This window comes from Vibrio sp. 2304 (assembly GCF_033339475.1).
In the GTDB taxonomy this organism is placed as follows: Bacteria; Pseudomonadota; Gammaproteobacteria; order Enterobacterales; family Vibrionaceae; genus Vibrio; species Vibrio alginolyticus.
This window is the reverse complement of sequence record NZ_JAWOUQ010000017.1, coordinates 25,605-44,010: the sequence shown is the minus strand read 5'-3', so window position 1 is coordinate 44,010 and position 18,406 is coordinate 25,605. Positions and strand designations below refer to the sequence as shown.

Genomic DNA, 18,406 nt, shown 5'->3' with positions numbered 1-18,406 from the left:
GAAGTGCTTTATTTTCTTACATTAAGACTCTCATTCTACTCCCTTACGCAGCATCTGCCTATACCAAGGCTCAAATGTATCGCTACGTTTGGTTTCTGAGCGCCAATTATCACGGTGAATAAAGAAGCTTACCTGACCACCCTCACCAGTATCAAGCCAAGTAATGCCAAGCTTTCGGTATGAAGCAACGACATTTTCCGCTGGCATTCCCCATCGATTGTTTTTTGCTAAAGAAGCAACTGCCACACTCGGGCTCACCGCCTCGATAAATCGAGGATTCGATGAACTTTTACTCCCGTGGTGAGGGACTAGCATCACATCGCTTTGTAACTTTCCGGGCTCTCTAAGCAATATCCACTCGCTAATGGCCTCAATATCACCAGTAAAAAGCATACTAAAGTTAGAAATAGGGTCAGTAAGTCGTAATACACAGGAGTGCGGATTATACGCACGTTGAACAAGTGCAGGAGGCCAGAGCACTTCCATGTTTAATCCTTGCCATTTCCATTGGTCGCCTCTAGTGCAAGGTTCATATCCGATAAAGAATTGACTACTAAATTTACGCTGTGGAGAAAAGGCATCTTCAATGAAAAAGCGGCCGCCTGCGTGATCATTATCGAAATGGCTTAGAATCAGTGTATCTATGCTTTCATAACCTCGTTGATGCAAAACCGGAGTGACGACCTGCTCTGCGATACTGCCGCTTTGCCATGCTTTACCAGTGTCATACAGCAACACCTTGTCGTCTTTTTCTACAACCACTGCAAGGCCATGACCTACATCTAATACATCGATACGCCAACGCGGTTCATACTTCGATGCAAGCTTGATACTAATAACGATGCCGAGTAACAAATACCACGCGTAATGAGACATGAACCGTTGAAATATTAAGCAAACCACTATCGCCATAACCAGCATTGTCATTTCCATGCTAATGGATTGCCAAGAACCTACTGCGTACTGTATTGACGTGCTCAATGGCTGTAATGACCAGTCCACCAAATGCCACAGAGGCTTCGCTATCATTTCAAGAAACAAAGATGAGAACAGGGCTAGAAACATCAAAGGTACAACGATAAATCCGAACCAAGGAATAAATACCAAGTTGTAGGCTATTGAGGACAAACTAAAACCGGAGAAGAAATGGCCACTAACAGGTACGATTAAAGCGCTCAACATCAATTGAGTAAGCAATAACGCTTTTAATCTCGCTTTCCAACCTCCCCTTTGATGTCGAATCAAATTAATTGCGAACAATACCGCACAAACGGATAGGTATGATAACCAAAAGCTCATACTGTAGGATGCAAAAGGTTGAACAAGCAGTTGTAGAGATACTGCAAGCAAAAGAACTCGCCAAGAAGTCCAGTGCACCAGAGTATACTTCAGGAGAACGTAAACAACGCATACCGACACTGCTCGCGTAGTAGGCAGAGAGAAATCCGCTAACCAAGCGTAGGCAACAGCGAAGATCAGCCCATATAAGCTAGGCAACAACTGGTATTGGGGTAATAGATAACGAACGGTACCGCCCACGACTAGCCCAAAAGTAAACGCCATACCAATATGTAAACCAGAAATGGAGACCAAATGCAGTAAACCACTGTCCCTGAGCGCTTGCCAATCTTCCTTAGACAACCAAGAACGGTCAGCAAAAACTAACGCACTTATTAACGAGAAATGATGAAGGGAAGACACATCATCAGCGACATCGGCAATAATGGATTGACGCAGAGATACATTAGAACGAACAATCCACTTAGCGTCTTTGTTGACAACCGCTCGGGCGATAATATTTTTACCCATCGCGTGCTTTTCAGCATCAAAGCCAGCTTCGTTGTGTAGACCTGTAATCGGCTTTAACGAGATGGATGTCGTAAACTCACTGTTAACATCGAGTGGAAAAGGCGTAATAAGACGGATTTTAGGTTTAAGAAAAGGTAACAGAGTTTGAGAATTTACCGCTTCTATAGCGACAATACCTTCATAACCGTGACTTATTTGCGTAAAAGGGCTGTCAACTTTACCAATTATGGTAATATTCTCCCCTGCTTGAAAAAGGGCTTGTCTCTGAGACTCCAATACATTGCCGTGGACGATGACAACCATAAAGCCCGCAATTGCGCCTATGCTAATTAAGCCACGACGTAATTTGATTATTGAGCCAGTGGTTATTATTCCCAGCAGCAACCAACGCCAATCTGGTATTGTCGGCCACCAAGCTGACGAGATTACGCTCGCTAAAAATAACGCCAAGGTCCAACTTTTTTCTGAGAGAGTCATGCTGTCCTATGCCTAGAAAGCTGATAAAACGCTTCATGCCAGATCATGAATTGATCAAACGCCAAAAAGCATTGAAGGTCTTCGGCAATGTGTTGTACAACCCGAACTTGTGGTGCTTAAACCGCCGCTCGGCATCAGGGGCTTTTGCTGTCGGGTTATTTATGGCTTTTGTTCCGCTGCCGAGCCAAATGATCATGGCCGCTGGCTTGGCCATTATGTTGGGTGTCAATCTGCCCCTCTCCGTCGCTTTGGTATGGATCAGCAACCCTATCACTATGCCTGTGCTATTTTACTTTGCGTACAAGCTAGGTGCTCTAGTGATGCGTCTTCCCCCGCAACCTTTTCACTTTGAACTATCGTGGGAATTCATCATGCAGCAAATGAGCACCATTGGACCTCCATTTCTATTGGGCTGCGCAATTTGTGGGGTTGTATCCGCGATTATTGGCTACTTCGGAATTCGAGGGCTTTGGCGCTACTCGGTGGTACGGAGCTGGCAAAAACGCAAAATAAGATAAGACCTTACTGCGTAAAAATCAGCATTTGAGCTATCAGTTGAGGGGCATCTAACAGTTAGAATGAAACGCGATGTTACTCAAGTCGGATAAATACAAAAAAGGACCGAATTCGGTCCTTTTTTTGTTTTTCGCATATTGTAAAACAATCCGCTATTTAGAACTCAGTACAGCCGCCGGATTCAACCTTGCGGCACGAGAAGCAGGATACCACGTCGCAAGTAAACTAAGCACTATCGCCGTCACTGACACCAATGCCACATCTGGCCAGTGTAGTTGTGATGGTAAGAAGTCGACGAAGTAAATATCGCCCGATAAAAACTGATGACCAATTAAGCTCTCTAACCCTTTAATTAACGGAGTCAGGTTTAACGCCACTAAGACACCGATAACACTGCCGACGAGACTGCCAAATACACCAGAGAATACACCTTGCCAAACAAAGATCCGTTTGATTAGGCTATCTTTTGCTCCCATTGTTCGCAAAATTGCGATTTCCGCCGCTCGGTCTTTCACTGCCATCATCAACGTAGACACAATATTAAAACATGCCACGCCAATCACCAGTACCATCACCAAGTACATAATGGTGCGCACGAGCTGAATATCGCGATACAAAAAACCAAACTTTTGCTGCCAGCTTTTCAAATACACATAAACATCAATCATGCTACCAACCTCGCGAACAATAGAAGGCGCATTGAGAACATCGTCAGTTTTTAGTGAAATGCCAGTGACCCCTTCCCCTAATCTCGCGTATTGCTGAGCATCCGCTAATGGTACTAACGCTAGAGAGTGGTCGATTTGGCCATTCAATGTTAAGAACCCTGACACCTTCACGCGCACTCGCTTAGGAGCCTGCACTTTATTTGCGCCGCCTGTTTGCGGAATCATCAACGTAACGTAATCCCCCACGGCGACATTTAGCTCGTTTGCTACACCTCGTCCTAAGATCACTTGCTGCTGACCGGCATAAAAGTTTTGCCAAGCTGCTTGGTCAATAAAATTCGATAAGCTCGACACCGCTTGCTCGAAAGTAGGCTCTACACCACGAACTTCTATCGCTTTTAGCTTACTGCCTTTTTCTGCCAAGCCCGTAAAACGAACGTACGGTGCTGCCGCAACAACATGTTCATGTTTTAGAGCTTGATTCATCGTTTTGGTGTAGTCATGAAGTGGTCCATTAACACCTTCTAACTCGCCGTGTGGGATCACAGACAACACACGCGATTGCAGCTCGCGCTCAAAGCCATTCATTGCAGACAAACCGATAATGATCACAGCAACGCCAACCGCAATACCAATAGTCGAAGAAAGCGATATGAAAGACACCATCTTGTTGCGCTTTTTCGCTCGACTGAAGCGACCACCAATCATCAAAGCTAAAGAGGTAAACAAAACTAGCCCTCCGCAGATGCTGTATCAGTCACAAAACGATCTACGAGCAAACCATCTTGCATGTGCATTTGACGATCCATTTTTGCTGCCAGCTCTTTGTCATGCGTGACAACCAAAAATGCAATGTTTGACTCTTTATTGAGCTCGCGCATCAAATCATAGATAGACAGTGCCGTATTGTGATCTAAGTTCCCCGTAGGTTCATCAGCCAAGACCAGATCAGGTTTATTCACCAATGCACGCGCAATCGCAACACGCTGACGCTCACCGCCCGATAACTCGGAGGGTCTATGTTGCATCCGATGACTCAAACCAACTTTATCTAACAGCGCTTTAGCCGCCTGTTTTGCATCCGCTACTTTAGCACCGCCAATCATCAGTGGCATCGCCACATTTTCAAGCGCAGTAAAGTCAGCCAATAAGTGATGAAACTGGTATACAAAACCAAGGTGCTTGTTGCGTAATGCCGCCTGTTTGTTCAAGCTCAAAGCTGATAAGTTTTGCCCTAGAAAATCAACTTCACCATGAGTTGCGTCATCTAACGCACCTAAAATATGCAATAAGGTACTTTTTCCCGAACCAGAAGAGCCAACAATAGAAACCAACTCCCCTTTGTCGATATCGAAACTTACGCCTTTCAACACTTCCGTATCTAACGAACCCTCTCGGTAGACTTTACGAATATCACGACATTCTAATAGCTTATTCATAGCGAAGTGCCTCAGCAGGTTTAACAGAAGATGCTCGATAAGAAGGATAAAGCGTAGCAGCAAGGCTAAGAGCAATCGCCAACACCACCACTAAAAGAATTTGCATTGAATCAATCAAGATGGGTAGATGACCACCAAAGCTGAATAGCGCCACACCAGCAGATTCAAGAATCGCATTTAGATTAAGTGACAAGATCACGCCCGCAGCGCCACCAACAATCGCGCCAATTACACCACTGCTTGCACCTTGCACCATGAAAATGGTCATCACTTGAGATTGAGTCATGCCTTGAGTTTTCAATATTGCGACTTCTGATTGCTTCTCCATTACTACCATGATTAAAGCGGAGATAATATTGAATGCAGCGACACCCACAATTAGACCTAGCATAAGTCCCATCATGTTCTTTTCCATTTTCACCGCTTGGAAAAGCTCACCACGCTGTTCGCGCCAATCACTCCATTGCCACCCATCAGGCATGGGTTGGTCAGCAAAATCCGTCACCATAAATGGGTCAGAGAAAAAGACACGCCAACCAGAAACCGTGTCTTTAGGGAAACGCATCAGCTTAGATGCATCCGTCATGTTCACAATCATTAATTGACCATCAACGTCCGATCCCGTATTGAAAATGCCTGAGACAGTAAAGTTTCGCTGGCTAGGAATACGACCAAGTGGGGTAAACTGCGTCGCGTTGGTCACCATCAAGCGTACTTTATCCCCGATTGAGACCTTTAGTGAACGTGCCAAACTGTGACCCAAAAATACATTGTAGTCACCTGCTTGAAGTGACGATAATCGTCCGGCAATCAAATGGTTGCTAATCGGATCGCCTTTCTTAGGTTCAATACCGATGAGGTAACCAGCCGTCAGCTGTGCAGAACTCTGAATAACAGCCTCTCCTCTAACGATAGGCTCCGGCTGAGATTCACTCGACATCGCTTGAACAAATGGAGGGGCAGACTCGGTCATAGGCGTTTTTCCATCGTGTTGCGAAACAACGGCATGAGGTAGCACACCTAAAATGCGTTCTTTTAACTGCGATTCAAACCCGTTCATCACAGAAAGAACCGTCACCAACGCCATTACACCGATCGTAATACCCGCCGTCGACATATAAGAAACAAATCGGCTGAACCTATCTCCAGAGCGTCCCCGAAGATACCTTAAGCCAATAAACAATGAGATAGGATGATACATATAAGACAAACCAACTGGTTGTTTTGATATAAAGCTTTAGCGGATTATCTTACCTTACTCTTCTCATTAAGAAGACAAGAGAATCGCTAAATTTGTCAACGACATGCAATAAGTCTGTATTTAAGGCAAAAAGTTCAAGGACAAATCGGCTAAACTTGATAACTTCATTCAGTTAGCGATAATCAGTGCCCTATTTCTCTTTGTTTGTTGAGTGAACAGGGAGCGCTCACTGGCAAAAGGATCGACTATATGACAGAGCAAGAATACTTTACCGTCCATCATAACCTCACCATCAACGTCGAAACGTTGAGTGCGGACTTTGCTTTGCCAGATGAAGAAACATTTGCCTCCGAAATTCCAGCACCATTTATTGTCGCCAGTGAATTTAGTCACTTAGATATGTTGGCAGACAACGCGCGTCTAGAGCTGAAAAACAAAGAGTTAAAGCATGTGATCAACTTGCTTGATACGCAAAACGCGAAACTTAACCTCTTGTTGAGCTTTATGCTTTCACAACAAGATGACGCCTCCATTCGATATCAAACGACGCAGTTTGGTGCTAGTCAACTCAGTTTCCGCTCAGATACAGCGTTAACTACTCAACAACTCGTTCGTGTTAAACTGTTCCTCGATCACCCTGCTGCGGCGATTTACTGTTACGCTCAAGTAGAAGAATGTGATGCTTCAGAGCAAGATTTCATTATCACGCTTAGATACAAGATGCTCCGAGAATCTGATCAAGATTTACTGATAAAGGCGGCACTGTATCAACAACAAAAACTTTTACGTCAGCGCTCGATGGAGCGAGATAAAAAATAATTCCTATGACAAAAGCAACGATTCTTTCCGTCACCAACCCTTCAGAGCGTGGCGACAAAAAACAGCTAGGTAATTTGCCGGGCGCAGCTCTACCTCTAGCCATTGCAGAGCTAGCCAAGCAGCATTCGAGTCACTCGCTACTCGTTGTGCCTGACCCGCAAATCGCTTTAAAGCTTCAGGCAGAGATTGAGCAATTCACCGACCAAACGGTAAGCCTGTTCCCCGACTGGGAAACGCTGCCTTACGATAACTTTTCTCCGCATCAAGAAATCATCTCTGAACGTATCGCACGCCTATACCAACTGCCAAGTCAACGTGATGGCATAACCATCGTTCCGGTCAGTACAGTATTGCAACGCCAATCGCCACGTGATTTTCTGTTGCAACACACTTTAATGGTGAAAACTGGTGATCGGCTCTCGCTAGAGAAGTTACGTGTACAACTTGAAAATTCAGGCTACCGCCATGTAGATCAAGTATTTGGACCAGGTGAATATGCAAGTCGTGGGTCTATTCTGGATCTCTTTCCTATGGGCAGCAATGACCCGTACCGCATCGACTTCTTTGATGATGAAATAGATACCATTCGCACGTTTGATCCAGAGAACCAACGCTCTATCGACGATATTCAGCAAATCCAACTGCTGCCTGCACATGAGTTCCCAACCACTAGAGAAGCGATTGAAGATTTCCGTACACGTTGGCGCACCCAGTTCGACGCACGCCGCGAGCCTGAATCAATCTACATGCAAGTGACCAAAGGCACGTGGCCCGCTGGTATTGAGTATTGGCAGCCGCTGTTTTTTGACCATACCGAGACTTTATTTGAATATTTGCCAGAAGACTCTCAAGTCATCACATATGGTGATATCGAATCTGCGGTCGATACTTTCTTAGCCGATGTCGAATATCGATTCGACCAGAAAAAAGTTGATCCGCTACGTCCTCTTTTGACTCCTGAACAGCTTTGGTTGAAAAAAGACGAACTTTTCAGTCAACTAAAACAGCTCCCTATCGCTCAATTGAGCCTAGATAAAGTGGTTAAGCGTGCCGGTCGTCAAAACCTACCCGTACAATCGTTAGCCGAGCTTGGCGTTCAGCAACAAAATAAAGAGCCGCTCTCGCGCCTTCGTCAGTTTAGTGAGCAATTCAGCGGAAAAATCGTTTTCTCGGTAGAGTCAGAAGGTCGTCGTGAAGCACTAACGGAGCTGTTGCAAGGCATCAAAGTTCGGCCAGTCGTACATGGCTCACTTTACCAAGCTCTAGACTCGGGTGATCGATTCAGCTTGATCTTAGGCGCAGCAGAGCATGGTTTCATTCACGAAGAGCTGAACTTCGCTCTGATCTGTGAAAGTGATCTACTCGGTGACCGTGTTATCCAGCGACGCCGCAAAGATAAAAAAGCCGTCAACAGTGACACCGTTATTCGCCATCTTGCGGAACTAAAACCCGGTCAACCTGTGGTTCATATTGATCACGGTATTGGCCGCTACATCGGTTTACAAACACTTGAAGCCGGTGGCATGAAAACGGAATACGTCACCCTTGAGTATCAAAACGATGCCAAGCTCTACGTGCCAGTTTCATCACTGAATCTTATCAGCCGTTATTCTGGCGGCGCTGAAGAGAGTGCGCCACTGCATAAATTAGGTGGTGAAGCGTGGGCAAAAGCACGTCGTAAAGCGGCAGAAAAAGTGCGTGATGTCGCAGCAGAATTGCTGGATGTGTATGCTAAACGAGAATTAAAACCTGGCTTCAAATTTGAGCTAGATCGTGGGCAATACGCAACATTTAAAGCAACATTCCCGTTTGAAGAAACAGATGACCAAGCGATGGCCATCAATGCCGTATTGTCAGACATGTGCCAGGCAAAAGCGATGGATCGCTTAGTGTGTGGTGACGTGGGCTTTGGTAAAACGGAAGTCGCTATGCGCGCAGCATTTGTCGCAACGGATAATAGTAAACAGGTCGCCGTACTCGTACCAACAACCTTGCTTGCTCAGCAGCATTTCGAAAACTTCCGTGACCGTTTTGCCAACTTACCAATCCGAGTTGAAGTACTGTCTCGTTTTAAATCTGCCAAAGAACAAAAAGTCATTTTGCAAGACGTTGCCGATGGTAAAGTCGATATTGTCGTTGGTACGCATAAGCTGCTTTCGAGCGACATTAAATTCAAAGATTTAGGTTTGTTGATCGTTGATGAGGAACACCGCTTTGGGGTTCGTCAAAAAGAAAAGGTCAAAGCAATGCGTGCGGATGTGGACATTCTTACCCTCACCGCAACACCAATTCCACGCACACTGAATATGGCAATGAGTGGCATGCGAGACCTGTCGATCATCGCGACACCTCCTGCACGCCGTTTAGCCATTAAAACCTTTGTTCGACAAAAAGAAGAGCCAGTGGTCCGTGAAGCGGTACTGCGTGAAATTATGCGTGGTGGTCAGGTTTACTTCCTGCACAATCAGGTTGAAACCATTGAAAAAACGGCAGAAGACTTACAGAAACTCATCCCAGAGGCACGTATTACCGTGGCTCATGGTCAAATGCGCGAGCGCGAACTTGAGCGAATCATGAATGACTTCTACCATCAGCGCTTTAATGTGTTGGTGTGTACAACCATCATCGAAACCGGTATCGACGTACCAACGGCGAATACCATAATCATGGATCGTGCGGACAATCTTGGCTTGGCGCAGTTGCATCAATTACGTGGCCGTGTTGGACGTTCGCACCATCAAGCCTATGCTTACTTATTAACGCCACATCCAAAAGCCATGACCAAAGATGCCATCAAGCGTCTTGATGCGATTGCTTCACTGGAAGACTTAGGTGCTGGCTTTACGTTAGCAACCCACGATTTAGAAATCCGTGGTGCTGGTGAGCTGCTTGGTGATGAGCAAAGTGGGCAAATTCAATCCGTTGGTTTTACACTTTATATGGAAATGCTGGAACAAGCAGTGCAAGCATTAAAAGAAGGCAAGGAGCCATCTTTGGATGAGCTGCTTCGTGAGCAAACTGAAGTGGAAATGCGAATCCCAGCGCTCTTACCAGATGATTACATTCCGGATGTAAACACACGACTGTCGATGTACAAACGCATTGCGAGTGTCACAAGCAGTGATGAACTATCAGAGCTAAAAGTGGAACTGATTGATCGCTTTGGTTTGCTTCCAGACGCAACAAAGAACTTACTTGCCGTCTCAGAATTGAAAATTTCGGCTGGTAGTTTAAAAGCGAAAAAGATAGAAGCCCATGATAAAGGTGGATTTATCGAGTTTTACCCTGATGCTGACATAAATCCAGCGTATTTAGTTAAACTGCTGCAATCACAGCCGCAAAAATTTGCAATGGAAGGTCCAACTAAGTTCAAGTTTAGCGTACCATTGGTGGACCGACGTAAACGCATTCAGTTTGTTCAAGACTTACTGAATGATTTTAAACAGAATTTATTACCAACGAGCTAATAGTCGAATGAGAATACTGATCCCGTTATTGCTTCTATGTGTCTCAATGCCCTCTTGGGCACAGCGCCAATTTGATATTGAAGTGATCATTTTCAAGCGAGCAGTCGACGCTGAAAGCACAACAGAATCTTGGCCGAATCAACTGCCAAAAATCGATATGGAAAATGTCGGTAGCCTAGAGAGTGAATCCTACCGCCGCTCTAAAGGCGTGACACTTTTGCCAAGTTCTTCTTTCCGTCTCAACGCGCAAGAAGCGGCACTAAATAATCATGCCGGCTTTAAAGTGCTTAAACACGTAGCCTGGCGTCAAGGTGACCGAGGTAAATCTAGCGCCCCAATTTTCCGCATCGTTGGCGGGCGAGATTTCTCTGATTCTTATCAAGCAGATGGCCGCCCAATCAATGGCAATCAAACATTTTCCAGCGACGGTTACAGTGAAGAGACGGTCAATGGCCCTTTATATGAACTAGATGGTCGATTCCAAATATACGTACAGCATTACCTCTTCGCCGAAACAACACTAGATCTGCGCGAACCAAGTGTTAGAGAGGTGCGTTTTGAACCAACCTCAACAGAGCAATTGGCGGATGACTTAGGTGAAGTAGATGGTAACGTCCAAGTCGGTAACTTGGCAGAAATATCGCCGACAGTAACCGAAGAGAAATTCCTGAAGAGTTATCGAATGGATCAAAAACGTCGTATGCGTAGCAGCGAGACTCATTACCTAGATAACCCGTTGATGGGTATGATCATTCAAGTTCGTCGGGTTCGATAAGCACGAGCAGTTCGACAAAGCGCAGCAAAGCTGCGCTTTGTTTTTATCTGCTATACCTCAGTTATTCCTAACCAACGCAGAGCAAGGAAAATAGCTGCGTTCAAGTATAAATAGACAGCTTTCAATTTACTTACACTCAACATGGAAGTAGTATTAGTTCATGAGTCCAGACTTTGAAATCATTGCGCCCCGCTTAGCGCTCAAGCTCATCCCTGCTGAAGAAGCACATTCACTACAACGATTACTTGCAGAATCCCCTTCGCTGCACCAATGGCTTGACTGGTGTGATAAAAACGTCACATTGAAAACCGCGCAGGACTTTCTGTTGGCAACCCGTCTTAACTGGGTCAAAACTGAGGCTTTTGGTTTCGGTATCTATGAGCGGCAAAGTAACACTTTGGTTGGAATGGCAGCGGTTAATGAGTTATATCATACGTTTAATATGGCGAGTATTGGTTACTGGGTTGCCGACCGCTATCAACGGCAAGGCTATGCCCAAGAAGCCGTTAAAGCCTTAGCAGAATTCTGCTTCGCAAAGCTAAGTTTAACTCGACTAGAGATTGTTTGTGACCCCGACAACGAAGCTAGCCAAGCCTTAATTGAGTCCGTCGGTGCACAAAAAGAAGCCATCGCCAGAAACCGGTTTATTTTTCAGGGTAAGCCTAAAGATGGCGTTGTGTTCTCACTTTTACCGACAGATCTAACATAAACAAAAAGCCACCGACTTGCGGTGGCTTCTGCATTTTTTAAGATACAACACATCCACACAGAGTGGATTTAAAACCTTAGTGCAGCTTAAGGTTTGGACGCAGCACGCGATTAATGCGGCCGACGAGCATCATCAGACCGGTTTTGAATACACCGTGCAACGCCATTAGGTGCATGCGATACAACGAGATGTAAACGACACGAGCAATACGGCCTTCTACCATCATCGACCCTTTAGTTAGGTTCCCCATCAGACTACCAACGGTTGAGAAGCGACTTAGAGACACTAATGAACCGTGATCTTTATATACGTAGTCTTTCAACTCGCGCCCGTTGATCTTCGCGACGATGTTACTAAATGCCTGGCTTGCCATTTGGTGTGCAGCTTGAGCGCGTGGCGGCACGAACGAACCGTCAGACTGGGTACATTGTGCTAAGTCACCAATAACAAAGATGTCATCATCTCGTGTTGTCTGTAGTGTGTTTTTCACTACAAGCTGATTGATACGGTTCGTTTCTAAGCCAGCGATATCTTTAATAAAGTCTGGAGCTTTGATACCTGCAGCCCAAACCATGATTTGAGCTGGGATCTTCTCACCATCTTTTGTAGTAAGGCCATCTTTTTCAGCTTTAGTCACCATAGTGGCGGTGCGCACGTTTACGCCCAACTTCACCAACTCTTGATGAGCAGCAGAAGAAATACGTGGAGGTAACGCTGGTAAAATACGCTCACCTGCTTCAATCAGATTGACGTTCAACTTGCTAGAGTCAAGATCACCGAAGCCATAAGTGCGCAGCTCTTTAACAGCATTATGTAACTCCGCTGATAGTTCAACGCCAGTTGCACCAGCACCAACAATCGCAATATCGACCGTACCGTTACCGTTTTTCGCGTGCAGCTTTAGGAACTCGTTGTTCATTTCTGTACGGAAACGGTGTGCTTGCTCAGGGCTGTCTAGGAAAATACAGTTTTCACGAACGCCAGGCGTGTTGAAGTCGTTTGATGTCGAGCCAATCGCCATCACTAGAATGTCGTATTCTAGCTCACGGCTTGGCATAAGAAGTTCACCGTGTTCGTCTTTAAGCTCACTTAAGATGATCACTTTACGTTCACGGTCGATGTCTTGAAGACTACCCATTTGGAAGTCGAAGCTGTGGTTTTTTGCATGAGCTCGATAGCTCAGTGCATCTACTCCTTCGTCCAAAGAACCTGTAGCAACCTCATGCAATAATGGCTTCCACAAGTGGCTCGCTTTTCGATCGACTAGCGTAATTTGCGCACGGTTTTTGCGACCTAGAGTTCGACCAAGCTTAGTTGCCAACTCAAGACCACCTGCACCGCCGCCTACAACGATAATGCGTGTCACAATGATTTTCCTCTACAAAAATGAATATATGGGGTTCAGCTCGATGCATGACTCACAAACATTTGTGGCATCCATCCAACCGATGAATTCTTGGTTCTTAGAGGTGTCTCAATTACTTGGATTAAAAAACTGCCACTCACCTTGAATCTTTATCTATCAATGACTTGTCAGGGTTTGGCATGTTTATCTGGTACGCATACGACGCCAGAATTTTTTGGGCAAGTTTATTACTCGCTCTCAATTTTTTTTGATATTTATCAAATTATTTTAGTCCGGTTCATTATATAGAGACCAACTTTGAAGGCAACCAAAATCCGTGTAACGAGTACGGATTGACTACTTTTCGACTACTCTACAACAAGGTGTTCGTGCTACATAGGAGGGAAGTAAGAAAACGGTAAGGAGAACACAATATTCAAAGCGTTAAACCAAGAAAATGTGCCTTTCAAAGAGACAGTGGCTCGGCATACTCAAGAGAAGGAATCGCAGCAAAGCAGCCGATAAAAACGCCGCTTTACTGTCTACACTCAACATTAATAAGTATTTTTAAATGCCTTTATCGCTTGTAAATGATGAGAGATTTTTTTGAACTTATGAGACTGAGTTTGATCCCAAATGATTTGATAGTGTTTTTCTAGCTCAGCTGCCGTTTTCGAATTGTCATGCACTTCATCATCTTTAGAGAGAATCACTAAGCAGTGAGCTTGATTTTTCGCTCGGAACTGATCAACACATTTTGTTGCGATATCTTCGTACTCTTCTGGGCGATCGATTCGACCAGCCATCGTTTTTTCTGGATGCAAGTTCGGGTTGAACATCACTTGCTTGATACCGCATAGAAAACCAATTCGCTCAGACCAGTAACCACCTAAACCAACCCCACAGATTAACGGGTTTGGGTCATCAGATTGATCGATAACTTTAGACACTTCTTTTAACAAGTGTTGCATGTCGTGCTTTGGGTGAAGGGTGCTGTAATTGATAAAACGAACGTCGTCGTCGATAAATTGCAGTTGAAGAACTTTTTCGTGGTTACCCGGGCTTGTACTGTCAAAGCCGTGTAAGTAAATAATCATGTGTACCTCTCCCTGTGTGTATCTGGTACTTTTATTAAAACTACCACTATTTCCTTACTGTTAAAGGGGAAAATATCACGAGTTCTCAAAACAGTGATCTTCCATACACAATGAGCCTTTCAACTCATACGCACTGTTTAAGTATTGTTCATCTCCCCACAATTTATAGGCAAGTAGATACCAGAGCATCGCCATCACCAAGGTTCTTGGTTGCCAAGCGTGTACACCTCTCAGCCAAAGAGACACATCTTCGATACCTCGAATTTGGCAATACTGCTTTACCGCTTCTTCCACAGGCGCATTCGCGACCTGAATAGTTAAGGTCAAATCAAGCCTAGGGTCAGCAATCCCGGCATACTCCCAATCAATGACTTTCACCCCATTCTCTCCTCGCACTAGGTTATAACACCCCAGATCGAAGTGACATAGGGCAAGCGGAACAGGTGCAACGTTCGGTTCCGTGCGCCACTTCATGTACAAAGCCTCAAACTCCGTACCCACATACTGACCATCAAGCTCAAGCCAATAATGATCGATGCGAGAAATATATGAAAATGGAACCAAAGGAATTGCGCTTATCGGATATTGATGAATCTTCGCCGCAATGGATAATAAATTGCTTAGTGCTAAGCCTGACTCCGTCAGAGCCTCTCCTTCTATCCATTCCACCAGCAACCCTTGCTCATGAATAAAAACTGGCTTGGGGCCAATTTCCAATGAAGAGACTGCATTCAGCACTTGATATTCACTGTGACGAGAAATTGAAAAAGCCTTGCAGACATGACTGGTCGGTCGCCAGATGTATGCAAGGCCTTGAGAAGATTCCAACCGCCAACAACGGTTGGTGAGCCCCCCGGTAACAGTTTGTACTTTTACCGGAGGCTCCGTAAAGAAGCCATCGAGAGCGTTAAGACTCGGATCTAACTGTTTTGCTTGTTGCCAAGAAAACCATGCCATTGATGACTTCTCCACCCTGTTCGATTAAAGACCGAATAGGCTCTTAGATTGCGCTTTACGAATTTCAGTTTCATCCGCCCACTCAATCAAACCTGTTTCTAGGTCCATTAGGCGCATGGTCATCTTGTAGTATACATCTTTATCGCTACCTGCATTTTTCACAATGCTAGATAGGTTGCCGTAAAGCATGTATTGAGCACCAACCATTTTACCAAATTGGATCGCTGTGCTTTGGTTAACAAGCTCATCCGTGTTTTGGAAGTTAAGTTGTTCACGCACAGACTCAACACGATCCATATCAACAAAGCGGAACTTACCTGAGTTCAACATCTTAGTAGAGATCGTGTCGGTAATGGATTCAGTGTCAATATGTTCACTGGTTTTGTTCTTAATTCGCTCAACAAAAACGATAGGACGTTGGTCACGAGTAATTGCTGCTACAGAGCCCGACATCATCATGCTATCCACCATTTCAGCCGCAATTTTTTGTAAATCTGTTGAGCCAAAATCGATAGTCGTGGTTTCTGTTGCTTGCGCATCGCCGTAAGAGACTTTGTTAGAACAGCCACCTAAAATGACGGCAAGACCTAAAAGAGCAATAATACTTTTTTTCATGAGAGTTCCTTAGTTTTTCAATACCAGCGCATCGTTAGCGCGGCAGCTTCGGCAGAGCCGTTAAGATTAATCGTCTTGTGCTTCTCTAATTTGCACACGGAATTTTGTGCCATTTGGATTCACAGTAACTTCAGATAACGTGACTTGCTCAAATCCTCGCACAATCATTTTTCGCCACGGACCAGGTTTGGTATTCACTTCTAAACCATTGTTGTCATACCAATAAAATCGGTAAAGAATGTGCTGATCACCTTTGTAATTGCTACTCAACTGCACGACTCCTCGTGGGCGATCATCAACGTAAGTGGTGGTGATGTTGTCAACTAATAAGCGACTACCTAAAACGTTATCATTAAAGAATACTTTTTGCGTTTGGCCATCAATTCGAATACCAGCCGTGTTTTCGGCGCATCCAACTAAACCAATAGCCATTGCTAAACAAACAAGCCATGCTTTCATTACAGTCTCCCTAGCTGTTTATGCCACACGGTTGAGTGTGCTCCCTGACGAGATACCCATACCAATGTAGTCTGCTGTGCAGGCACTTCAAACTGGTAGGTTTGATCACCCAAGTTTAAACTTTGTGTTCCCGGTTTCACGATTTTTGAAGCCGTTTTCACTTGCGCTGGCAATGTTTGCCAACTTCTTGTATCTGGCTGTTCGGTCAATGTGTTCCATACATTGAAAAGTATGTTTCCCACATCATCGCCCTTTTTCGCCGCCTCTTTTCGGATTCGATCTTTTGCCCAAACACGAAGAGCTTGACGGATCACTATTGTAGTAAGACGTTCATTAAGATCGTTTTGCGCCATCGCATTAACATCAACCAGCGTACTGGAAGATAATACCTGACCATTTAAAACAACATCGCTAAAACGTTGAGCACCTCGGTTCTGATAATAAGGAAGCGCCAACGAATAAATCGCGCCATTATCGCGACTGTCGTAAATTGGTAAATCAATACGCCACCCTTTCATCGCCTCAACAACACCCTGCTCATCGATAACGATGACTCTCCCTTGTGACTGAGTTAATCCAGAAGGTGCTTTACCATACCGCTTCTCTAGCATGCGCAAGTCTTCACGCATGCCCAGCTTCTTAGCAGCGTATAAGGTGCTTTCCACAACTTGCTTGTTGTCTGGCATTACAGCGAGTGCTCGTCGGTAATCAACATAAGCACTGTTTAAGTCTCGCGACGCTTCATATAACAAGCCAGAAAGATAGAACAGATAACCATTTTGTACCGCGCTTAGTTTTTTACCAGCATCAGGGTAGTTCGCTAACACACTGCCTAAATTGGCAGACATGCCTTGCTTGTTAAGGTCTTTCTCTGCTGCTTTTAGCTCTTTTTCACGCGCCTTTCTTGCCGCTTCCTGAACTTGATTAGCTCGACGCACTTCAACTAGTGCTCCTTCTAAATCGTTTTTCTGTAAGTAATTTAGTCCTAGATACAGGTGCAAAAAGCCAAGTTCGTAATCGGCGGGATGATAGTCTTGGAGATTGTCGTTCACTGCGAGAGAGCCGACGCTCGTTGCCGTGTCTGACACAGATATCGTCGCACGATCTTGTTGAACACGTACAGCACGATCGCTGCTTTCTAGCGCATTTAAACTTGTTGGGTAATCTTCAGCAAGAAAAGAGATACGACCTTTTTCAAAATTGCCAAGTATCTCGCCACCCACTTCACTTGATTGAAGTTGTTTTGCTTTGGCATATTCCCCTGCAACAACGGCTTGATAAACTTCTTGATTCTGGTTGCTGTAATGGCTAAACAGATTGCCCGCAGATAAATTCGCGCAGCCAGAGGCCATTAAAGCCCAGCTCATCAGCCCTAACAGCTTTACACCTAGTTTCACATTTATCTCCACAAATGTGTCATTCGACAGGAAAAAGAAGTGGGTGAATCGCCACCCACTTTTAAAAGCTTAGCTCAATACCATTGGACCTAGAGGGCGGCCGCCTAGTAGGTGCATGTGAATATGGTAAACCTCTTGGCCACCATGTGGATTACAATTAACGATTAGGCGATAGCCGTCTTCAGCAATACCTTCTTCTTTCGCTAACTTTCTAGCAACAGTGAACAAACGCCCCATCATTGCTTCATCTTCAGCTTCTACATCATTCGTTGTTGGGATCAGTTTATTCGGAATAATGAGAATATGGCTTGGTGTGCGAGGGTTAATGTCGCGAAACGCAGTCACCAAATCATCTTGATAAAGGATATCGGCAGGGATTTCCTTGCGAATAATTTTACTAAAGATCGTTTCTTCCGCCATGAGGACTCCATTTTATAAACGTAATTAGACCCCAATTAGTATGCGCCAACCAAAAGCGGAGCTCAATAAAAACAGTGTTCACTTAACATTATTAATCAAATGCTAATTAACGAGGCTTTTTTTGTCGTGTGCGTCATAAAATGCGCGTCACAAACTGAATACAATCCAATGAATTTTGTTACTTTTTTAAGACAATTATTATTTTTATACCCAAGTAAATTCAAAAAATACTTGGG

General features: G+C 44.7%; 16 protein-coding genes. 5 read left to right on the top strand and 11 right to left on the bottom strand.

Features of this window, described 5'->3' with window-relative positions; translation table 11 throughout:
* Positions 1-30: 30 nt before the first annotated feature.
* Positions 31-2,286, bottom strand: coding sequence for a DNA internalization-related competence protein ComEC/Rec2 (locus tag R7P64_RS21965; RefSeq protein WP_318123972.1), 2,256 nt, complete (start codon positions 2,284-2,286; stop codon positions 31-33).
* 8 nt (positions 2,287-2,294) lie between these two features.
* Between R7P64_RS21965 and R7P64_RS21960 the strand changes: the two genes are divergently transcribed.
* Positions 2,295-2,804, top strand: a complete 510-nt coding sequence (locus tag R7P64_RS21960) for a DUF2062 domain-containing protein (protein ID WP_005387834.1) — start codon at positions 2,295-2,297, stop codon at positions 2,802-2,804.
* A gap of 150 nt (positions 2,805-2,954) precedes the next feature.
* Here R7P64_RS21960 and lolE read toward each other — a convergent pair whose 3' ends face one another.
* From lolE to lolC, 3 genes are read right to left on the bottom strand one after another with little or no spacing between them, the layout of a single operon-like run.
* Complete coding sequence (gene lolE / locus R7P64_RS21955) at positions 2,955-4,199, bottom strand: lipoprotein-releasing ABC transporter permease subunit LolE (protein ID WP_318123970.1); 1,245 nt, start codon at positions 4,197-4,199, stop codon at positions 2,955-2,957.
* Positions 4,200-4,201: 2 nt separating this feature from the next.
* The gene (lolD, locus tag R7P64_RS21950) at positions 4,202-4,909 is read right to left on the bottom strand and encodes a lipoprotein-releasing ABC transporter ATP-binding protein LolD (protein ID WP_053349431.1); all 708 of its coding nucleotides are present in this window, start codon (positions 4,907-4,909) and stop codon (positions 4,202-4,204) included.
* On the bottom strand, positions 4,902-6,110 hold the full coding sequence (gene lolC, locus R7P64_RS21945) for a lipoprotein-releasing ABC transporter permease subunit LolC (RefSeq protein WP_318123967.1): 1,209 nt from the start codon (positions 6,108-6,110) through the stop codon (positions 4,902-4,904). The genes lolD and lolC overlap by 8 nt, the downstream gene beginning before the upstream one ends.
* 249 nt (positions 6,111-6,359) lie before the next feature.
* Between lolC and R7P64_RS21940 the strand changes: the two genes are divergently transcribed.
* The 4 genes from R7P64_RS21940 to R7P64_RS21925 all read left to right on the top strand — a co-directional run bounded on the left by R7P64_RS21940 (position 6,360) and on the right by R7P64_RS21925 (position 11,880).
* Positions 6,360-6,929, top strand: coding sequence for a hypothetical protein (locus R7P64_RS21940; RefSeq protein ID WP_017634743.1), 570 nt, complete (start codon positions 6,360-6,362; stop codon positions 6,927-6,929).
* A gap of 5 nt (positions 6,930-6,934) precedes the next feature.
* Positions 6,935-10,396 carry a transcription-repair coupling factor gene (mfd, locus tag R7P64_RS21935; protein ID WP_053349429.1) on the top strand — a complete coding sequence of 1,154 codons (3,462 nt, stop codon included), beginning with the start codon at positions 6,935-6,937 and terminating at the stop codon, positions 10,394-10,396.
* 7 nt (positions 10,397-10,403) lie between these two features.
* Positions 10,404-11,171, top strand: a complete 768-nt coding sequence (locus tag R7P64_RS21930; protein WP_021707672.1) for a peptidoglycan binding protein CsiV — start codon at positions 10,404-10,406, stop codon at positions 11,169-11,171.
* Positions 11,172-11,331: 160 nt separating this feature from the next.
* A complete protein-coding gene (locus tag R7P64_RS21925) occupies positions 11,332-11,880 on the top strand; it encodes a GNAT family N-acetyltransferase (protein WP_005387823.1) in 549 nt (182 codons plus the stop codon).
* Positions 11,881-11,956: 76 nt separating this feature from the next.
* Here the strand turns inward: R7P64_RS21925 and R7P64_RS21920 are convergent, their stop codons facing one another.
* From R7P64_RS21920 to hinT, 7 genes are all read right to left on the bottom strand, one after another.
* On the bottom strand, positions 11,957-13,246 hold the full coding sequence (locus R7P64_RS21920) for an NAD(P)/FAD-dependent oxidoreductase (protein ID WP_005378463.1): 1,290 nt from the start codon (positions 13,244-13,246) through the stop codon (positions 11,957-11,959).
* Between the two features lie 533 nt (positions 13,247-13,779).
* A complete protein-coding gene (gene ycfP / locus R7P64_RS21915; protein WP_213871527.1) occupies positions 13,780-14,322 on the bottom strand; it encodes an alpha/beta hydrolase YcfP in 543 nt (180 codons plus the stop codon).
* 75 nt (positions 14,323-14,397) lie between these two features.
* Positions 14,398-15,279: a thiamine kinase gene (gene thiK / locus R7P64_RS21910; RefSeq protein WP_005378465.1), complete on the bottom strand. Its 882-nt coding sequence runs from the start codon at positions 15,277-15,279 to the stop codon at positions 14,398-14,400.
* A 24-nt stretch (positions 15,280-15,303) separates the two neighbouring features.
* Positions 15,304-15,894: a penicillin-binding protein activator LpoB gene (lpoB, locus tag R7P64_RS21905; RefSeq protein WP_005378467.1), complete on the bottom strand. Its 591-nt coding sequence runs from the start codon at positions 15,892-15,894 to the stop codon at positions 15,304-15,306.
* 66 nt (positions 15,895-15,960) lie between these two features.
* Complete coding sequence (locus R7P64_RS21900; protein WP_005378469.1) at positions 15,961-16,353, bottom strand: YcfL family protein; 393 nt, start codon at positions 16,351-16,353, stop codon at positions 15,961-15,963.
* Entirely contained in the window at positions 16,353-17,750 is a 1,398-nt protein-coding gene (locus R7P64_RS21895; protein ID WP_054576369.1) for a COG3014 family protein, read from the bottom strand. Before R7P64_RS21895 ends, R7P64_RS21900 begins: the two co-directional genes overlap by 1 nt.
* A gap of 69 nt (positions 17,751-17,819) precedes the next feature.
* Positions 17,820-18,170, bottom strand: a complete 351-nt coding sequence (gene hinT, locus R7P64_RS21890; RefSeq protein ID WP_005378473.1) for a purine nucleoside phosphoramidase — start codon at positions 18,168-18,170, stop codon at positions 17,820-17,822.
* Positions 18,171-18,406: the final 236 nt, after the last annotated feature.